We start from the raw sequence: 6,954 nt of genomic DNA on the forward strand, positions 1-6,954 counted from the left end.
TCAGGCGTCGGTGAGGTCGAGCAGCGTCCGCGCGTCGAGGCCGATGCGGCGCATCTGCTCGGCGACCGGCGGCCAGACGTTGGTCAGGAAATCTTCGCGCATCAGCGTGCGCAGGCGATCGGTTGCACCCTCGGCGACGAACATGCCGACCCCGCGCTTTACCGTGACCAGACCTTCGTCCTGAAAGGTCTGATAGGCTTTGGCGACGGTCAGCGGGTTGGCGCCTTCCTCGGCAGCGAGCGACCGGACCGACGGGAGCATGTCGCCGTCGCGAAAGGTGCCGTCGAGAATCGCATTGGCGATCACGTCACGAAGCCGTTGATAAACGGGTTTGGTCTGATCGAGCATGCCGCCTTAATGCCATAAGACAGCAGCACAGTCAATTGAAGAAAATTAGTTTCTGCTGATATTAGGCGACACTAAATGTCCCAGGCGCTGACGATTTCGTCATAATCTGGACGCGGGCGTTCCGACAGGTCGGCGCAGGGGGTGCCGATAAAGAAATAGCCGACGATCGCGTCGCCTTCGCGCAGCCCGAATGCGGCGCCGACGTTCGGGCTGAACGCCGCCCAGCCGGTGAGCCAGCTGCCGACATAGCCGTGGGCGTGCGCGGCGTGGAGCAGGTTCATGCCGACTGCTCCCGCCGACATCTGCTGTTCCCACAGCGGGATCTTGCTGCCCGCGACGGGCGCCGAGACGAGGAGCAGCAGCGTCGGCGCCTGATGCGCAAACTGGTCGAGCGCAGAGAGATCCATGCCGGCCGCGCCGGGATTTTCGGCAACCCATGCCTGCTTGAGCAGCGCGGCAAAGGCATCGCGCTGTTCGGGCGCGATCGTGATGATGCGCCAGGGGGCGAGCTTGCCATGATCGGGCGTGCGCAGCGCGAGTTCGATGATCGCGCGCAATTCGTCCGCGTCGGGCCCAGGGGCGACCATGTCGCGCGCCTTGCCCGAGCGGCGCGTGGCGAGGTGGCTTTTCAGCGAAGAGGTGTCGTTGAACATCGCGCGCCATGTGGCGTCTCGCCCGCATCCGCGCAACCCCGCCGCGTCGGGCGCTTTGGTTTCATGCGCAATTAGATTCTTCCCATACGCAATTTTCGCGCTAGGTTGCCCCATTCGCGCGGCAGAAGTCCGCGGCAAAACCATCCGGGAAAAGGGACGCATATAGATGAAAAATATGGCCTTATGGGACGAGGGGGACTGGATCGCGGTTATCGCGCTGGTCATCCTGGGGGTCTTTTTGAGCATCGGCGCTTTGGTCGCCGCCAGCAAGAAACCTGAATTCGCCGGCCATCCCAAGGGCCTCTACATGCTGTTCTTTGCCGAGATGTGGGAACGCTTCTCCTACTACGGCATGCGCGCGCTGCTGATCTTCTACCTGACGCAGCATTGGCTGTTTTCGGACGGCAAATCGAACCTGATCTACGGCGCCTATACCGCGCTCGTCTATATCACCCCCGTGCTCGGCGGATATCTTGCGGATCGCTATCTGGGGCAGCGCAAGGCGGTGCTGTTCGGCGGTGTGCTCCTCGCCTTCGGCCATTTGTTCATGGCCTTCGAGGGCGATCACGGCATCACCGATGCCGCGACGAAGCAGGCCGATCCCGCGATCAACATCTTCTGGCTCGCGCTCGCGCTCATCATCGTCGGCTCGGGTTTCCTCAAGGCCAATATCTCGGTGATGGTCGGCCAGCTCTATCGCCTGACCGACATGCGCCGCGATGCGGCCTACACCATCTTCTACATGGGGATTAACGTCGGCGCGGCGCTCGGCACGATCCTCGTCGGCTATCTCGGCCAGAAGATCGGCTGGGCCTATGGCTTCGGTCTTGCCGGCATCGGCATGGTCGCCGGCCTGATCGTCTTCGTGCTCGGCAAGAATGTCCTGCTCGGCGCCGGCGAGGCACCCGCACCGCTCGCGAAATCCAAGGAGTGGAGCATCTATGGCGTCGGCCTTGTCGCCGTCGGCGTGATGTGGGCGCTCGTCCAGTATCAGGACGTGATCCAGACGTTGCTCGTCATTTCGGGCCTCGGCCTGCTCGGCTGGGTGCTGTTCCAGGCCTTCAAGCTCGAGAAGGAACCGCGCGAACGCATTTTCGCCATTCTGTTCCTGATCGCGCTCAACCCGCTGTTCTGGGGTCTGTTCGAACAGGCCGGCGGCAGCTTCAACCTCTACACCGACCGCTATGTCGACAAGGGCGGCGTTCCCGCTTCGGTGTTCCAGTCGATCAACCCCATCTACATCATCCTCTTCGCGCCGGTCTTTGCGGCGCTGTGGCAGTGGCTGGGCAAGCGCGGGCTCGAACCCTCGGCGCCGGCGAAATTCGCGCTGGCGCTCGCGCAGGTCGGGGCGGGCTTCCTCGTCTTCGTGTGGGGCGCGAGCAGCGTCGGACCCGAAGTCGCGACGCCCGTCCTGTTCGTCTTCCTGCTCTATCTTCTCCACACGACCGGCGAGCTGTGCCTGTCGCCGGTGGGGCTGAGCGCGATGAATCGCCTCGCGCCGTCGTTCATGGCCTCGCTCATCATGGGCGCCTGGTTCTACATGACCGCGGTCGGCAATTTCGTCGCGGGCAAGATCGGGGAAGCGACCGGCGGAGAAAGCGGCAACATGACCAAGGAGGCGACGCTCGCCATCTATCAGGAAATCGGCATCATCACGATCGGCGTCAGCGTCGTCGTGCTGGCGCTGTCGCCTATCGTGAAGAAGTGGATGCACCTCGACACGCTGCGCGACCGCGACGACAGCGTTGCCGGAGCTGGCGAACTTGCCGAACCGCAAGCGGCGGGGACGCATCCCGAACCGAAGGGGGCATAAGCACATGATCAGGGGCGTGAAGGGCAGTCTGCTGGCTGCCGTTTCGCTGGCGTTCGCGGGTTGCGCGGCGTCGGGCACCTCGGCGCAGTCGGCGGGCGACAAGCCCGCCGCGAGCGCCGAAAAGCCGGTGAAGTTCAACAAGGATCCCTATCCGTCGACCTATCACGCCTATGCAGGCCGCCCCACGGCGGTGCGCGGCGTGACGATCTTCGACGGCGAAGGCGGCCGCATCGACAATGGCGTCGCGCTGTTTGCCGACGGCAAGGTGGTGAGCATCGGCGGCCCTGATACGGCGACCCCCGCGGGTTATGACGTCGTCGACGGCAGTGGCAAATATCTCACCCCCGGCGTGATCGATATCCACAGCCACCTCGGCGTCTATCCGAGCCCGTCGGTCGATGCGCATTCGGACGGGAATGAGGCGACCAGCCCGACGACGCCCGAAGTCTGGGCCGAGCATAGCGTCTGGCCGCAGGATCCGGGCTTCAGCCGTGCGCTCGCCAATGGCGGGGTGACGAGCCTCCAGATTCTGCCGGGCAGCGCCAATCTGATCGGCGGCCGCTCGGTCGTGCTCAAAAATGTTCCGGCGCGCACGGTGCAGGGGATGAAATTCCCCGGTGCCCCCTATGGTATGAAGATGGCGTGCGGCGAGAATCCGAAGCGCGTCTATGGCAGCAAGGGGCGCATGCCCTCGACCCGCATGGGCAATTTCGCAGTCGATCGTGCGACCTGGGCCAAGGCCGCAGCCTATAAGAAGAAGCTCGACGAAGGAAAGCCGGTCGATCGCGATCTGGCGATGGAAACGCTCGCCGGCGTGCTGTCGGGCGAAATCCTGGTTCAGAACCATTGCTACCGCGCCGACGAAATGGCGCAGGTCATCGATATGAGCCACGAGTTCGGATATAAGGTGTCGGCGTTCCACCATGCGGTCGAAGCCTACAAGATCGCCGACGTGCTGGCGAAGGAAGGCATTTGTGCCGCCATCTGGGCCGACTGGTGGGGCTTCAAGATGGAAGCCTATGACTCGGTGCCCGAAAATATTGCGCTTGTTTACAAGGCGGGCGCCTGCACGATCGTCCATTCGGACGACGAAAACCAGATCCAGCGCCTGAACCAGGAAGCGGCGAAGGGACTTGCCGCCGGGCGGCGCATGGGGATGCAGATCAGCGACGAACAGGCGTGGACCTGGCTGTCGTACAATCCCGCCAAGGCGCTGGGCATCGCCGACAAGACCGGCAGTCTGAAGCCGGGCAAGATGGCCGACGTCGTGCTGTGGAACGGCAACCCGTTCAGCGTCTATACGCGGCCCGAAAAGGTCTGGATCGACGGCGCGCTGATGTTTGACGCGACCGATCCCAAGCGGCGACCGGTGAGCGATTTCGAGCTGGGGCAGCCCGGCGAGGGAGATGTGAAATGATGCGCGCGCTTCTGCTTTCCGCCGCCGCGCTGATCGCGGCCCCGGTCGCGGCACAGGATGTTGCGATCACCAACGCGCGGCTCGTCATCGGCGACGGCAGCGCCCCGATCGAGGGCGGCACAGTCGTCGTGCGCGGCGGCAAGATCGTCGCCGCCGGCGCGGGCGTTGCGGTCCCCGCAGGGATCGAGCGCGTTGACGCCGGCGGCCATTGGGTAACGCCCGGCATCGTCGCGGCGTTCAGCCGCGTCGGACTGGTCGAGGTCGATGCCGTGCAGGGCAGCAACGACCGCTCGGCGCGTCGTTCGCGCTTTTCGGCGGGTATCGACATCGCGCCCGCGCTCAACCCGATGGGCTCGCCCGTCGCGGTCAACCGCGCCGCCGGCGTCACCCGCGCGATCGTTGCGCCGGGCGACAGCAGCGGGCTGTTCGCGGGCCAAGGGGCGGTCGTCGACCTGGGCGACGACAATGACATGGTGACGCGCCCGCGCGCGCTGCAGTTCATCGAATTCGGCGAGGGCGGATCGTCGAACGCGGGGGGAAGCCGCGCGGCGACCTTCCTGATGTTCCGCGAACAATTGCTGGCGGCGCGCAGCTATGCCCGCAATCCCGCGACGCTTGCCGAATGGGGCAGCGACGCGCTGATCCAGCGCGCCGACGCCGACGCACTGGTCCGCGTGATCAACGGCACGACCCCGCTGTTCGTGCGCGTCGATCGCGCCGCCGACATATTGAACGTGCTGAAACTGAAGGGCGAATTTCCGGCGCTGAAGCTCGTGCTCGTCGGCGCGACCGAGGGCTGGCTCGTCGCCCGGGACATCGCTGCGGCGAAGGTGCCGGTGCTGGTCTCGCCGCTGAGCGACCTCCCCGCGAGCTTCGAACGGCTGGGCGCGACGCAATCGAATGCCGGGCGGCTCGAAGCCGCCGGCGTCGATGTTTCGGTTGGCGTGTTCGACGACGATGACGCGCACAAGATGGGTTATACCACGCAATATGCCGGCAACCTGGTTGCCCTGACGAAGCTGCCGGGCGCCAGCGGGCTGAGCTGGGATCAGGCGTTCGCCGCCATCACCAGCGCCCCTGCGCGGGCGGTCGGCATGGACGGCACGATCGGATCGCTGCGCGCCGGGCGCGTCGGCGACGTCGTGATCTGGGACAATGATCCGCTCGAACTCGGCAGCCGGCCGACCGCGGTGTGGATCGACGGCAAGCGCCAATCGCTCGTGACGCGACAAGACCGCTTGCGCGATCGCTATGCGACGCCGCAAGAAGGCGCATTGCCCAAGGCCTATGACCGGTAAGCGCCAGAGAGGCTGAGCGCGCCGCGAGATGAAGGAGGCGAGCCGATGAACCCCATGTCGCTGTTGATCGCAACCGCGGTGCTGTTTGTCGGCTCGCACCTCCTCCTGTCGCACCCGCTGCGCGACGGGCTGGCCAGCCGGCTCGGCGAGCGAGGGTTCCAAATCGTCTATTCGATCGTGGCCTTCGCCACGTTCATTCCGCTCGTTCAGGCGTGGCGCGCGATGCCGCCCGAACCGCCGCTGTGGATGGTCGACGATCCGCTATGGGCGCTCGCGACCTTGATCGTCCTCTTTGCGAGCATCCTGTTCATGGGGTCATTGATCGGCAATCCGGCGCTGCCGTCGCCGAAGGCGGCGTTCGCCGCCCAGGGGGCGCCGCGCGGGGTTTTCGCGATTACCCGTCATCCGATGATGTGGGGCTTTGCGCTGTGGGCGTTCGCCCACGCGCTCGTCATGCCGACGGGCGCGCAGTTGCTGCTGTCGGCGACGATCGCCTTCCTCGCGCTTGTCGGATCGGCGGGGCAGGATGCGAAGAAGGCGCGGTTGATGGGTGATGCGTGGCGCCACTGGGCGGCGCGGACGAGCTTCGTGCCGTTCGGGCGCCAGGTTGCGGGGGCGGCGCCGTGGGGCGATGCGATCCCGCGCGGCCATGCGCTGTTCGGCGGCATCCTGCTGTGGCTCGCGGCGACCTGGGGGCATGGCGCGCTCGGCTATATGGCGGCGGGCATCTGGCGCTGGATCGGCTGACCGTCATGAATGACGAAGCCCGGATCGCGGACATGGCGCTGCGCCTGCTCGGGCGCGCGTTCAACGAACTCGACGAACAGGAGCAGCGCGTCATCTGCGCCATCGCCGAACGCGCACCGACCAGCCGCAACGCGGGCGAGATCGACGATGAGGAAGCGAGCTTCGGTGACCGGCTGGCCGACCGGGTGGCGGCGGTCGGCGGTTCGTGGGGTTTCATCATCGCCTTCGGCGTCGTGCTCGTCGCGTGGATGCTGCTCAATTCGAGCGTCCTCGCGCGTGCGGGGCTCGTCTTCGATCCCTATCCCTATATCTTCCTCAACCTGATGCTCTCGATGCTCGCGGCGATCCAGGCGCCGGTGATCATGATGAGCCAGAACCGGCAGGCGGCGAAGGACCGGCTGTCGGCCCGGCTCGATTATGAAATCAACCTGCGCGCCGAACTGGAAATCATGCGCCTGCACGAAAAGATCGACCGCATGCGCATCGCCGACCTGGTCGAGAAGGTCGAAGACTTGAGCAAACGGCTCGATCGGAACGGGTAGGGGACGGTGGCGTTGGGGTGATGGGGTGGACGCCCCCCGGCGGCATCGATGTGCCATAGTGGAGGTGTTATCACACCACTAGAGGAGGCGTCCGTGTTGGAAGTTAGCATAATCGGATTGGATATCGCGAAGAATG

General features: G+C 65.3%; 7 protein-coding genes. 5 read left to right on the plus strand and 2 right to left on the minus strand.

Annotated features, from left to right (window positions below):
• Both L0963_RS14895 and L0963_RS14900 read right to left on the minus strand, forming a co-directional pair.
• Window positions 1-348, minus strand: a complete 348-nt coding sequence (locus tag L0963_RS14895; protein WP_003043532.1) for a GntR family transcriptional regulator — start codon at window positions 346-348, stop codon at window positions 1-3.
• 71 nt (window positions 349-419) lie between these two features.
• Complete coding sequence (locus tag L0963_RS14900; RefSeq protein ID WP_062902314.1) at window positions 420-1,001, minus strand: nitroreductase family protein; 582 nt, start codon at window positions 999-1,001, stop codon at window positions 420-422.
• 166 nt (window positions 1,002-1,167) lie between these two features.
• On the opposite strand from L0963_RS14900, the gene L0963_RS14905 reads away from it, so the two are divergent.
• Genes L0963_RS14905 through L0963_RS14925 form a run of 5 tightly spaced genes read left to right on the plus strand, consistent with a single transcriptional unit; the run spans window position 1,168 to window position 6,818 of the window.
• Entirely contained in the window at window positions 1,168-2,814 is a 1,647-nt protein-coding gene (locus L0963_RS14905) for a peptide MFS transporter (RefSeq protein WP_062902315.1), read from the plus strand.
• Between the two features lie 4 nt (window positions 2,815-2,818).
• Entirely contained in the window at window positions 2,819-4,231 is a 1,413-nt protein-coding gene (locus tag L0963_RS14910; RefSeq protein ID WP_202988275.1) for an amidohydrolase, read from the plus strand.
• Window positions 4,228-5,529, plus strand: coding sequence for an amidohydrolase family protein (locus tag L0963_RS14915; protein WP_003043520.1), 1,302 nt, complete (start codon window positions 4,228-4,230; stop codon window positions 5,527-5,529). Before L0963_RS14910 ends, L0963_RS14915 begins: the two co-directional genes overlap by 4 nt.
• 45 nt (window positions 5,530-5,574) lie before the next feature.
• Window positions 5,575-6,276 (plus strand): NnrU family protein, encoded by a 702-nt coding sequence (locus L0963_RS14920; protein WP_062902316.1) that lies wholly within the window; start codon window positions 5,575-5,577, stop codon window positions 6,274-6,276.
• Between the two features lie 5 nt (window positions 6,277-6,281).
• Window positions 6,282-6,818, plus strand: a complete 537-nt coding sequence (locus tag L0963_RS14925; protein ID WP_062902317.1) for a DUF1003 domain-containing protein — start codon at window positions 6,282-6,284, stop codon at window positions 6,816-6,818.
• The last annotated feature ends 136 nt before the right edge of the window (window positions 6,819-6,954 follow it).

Origin of the sequence: Sphingopyxis sp. NFH-91 (genome assembly GCF_021401285.1) — a bacterium.
GTDB lineage: Bacteria > Pseudomonadota > Alphaproteobacteria > Sphingomonadales > Sphingomonadaceae > Sphingopyxis > Sphingopyxis terrae_A.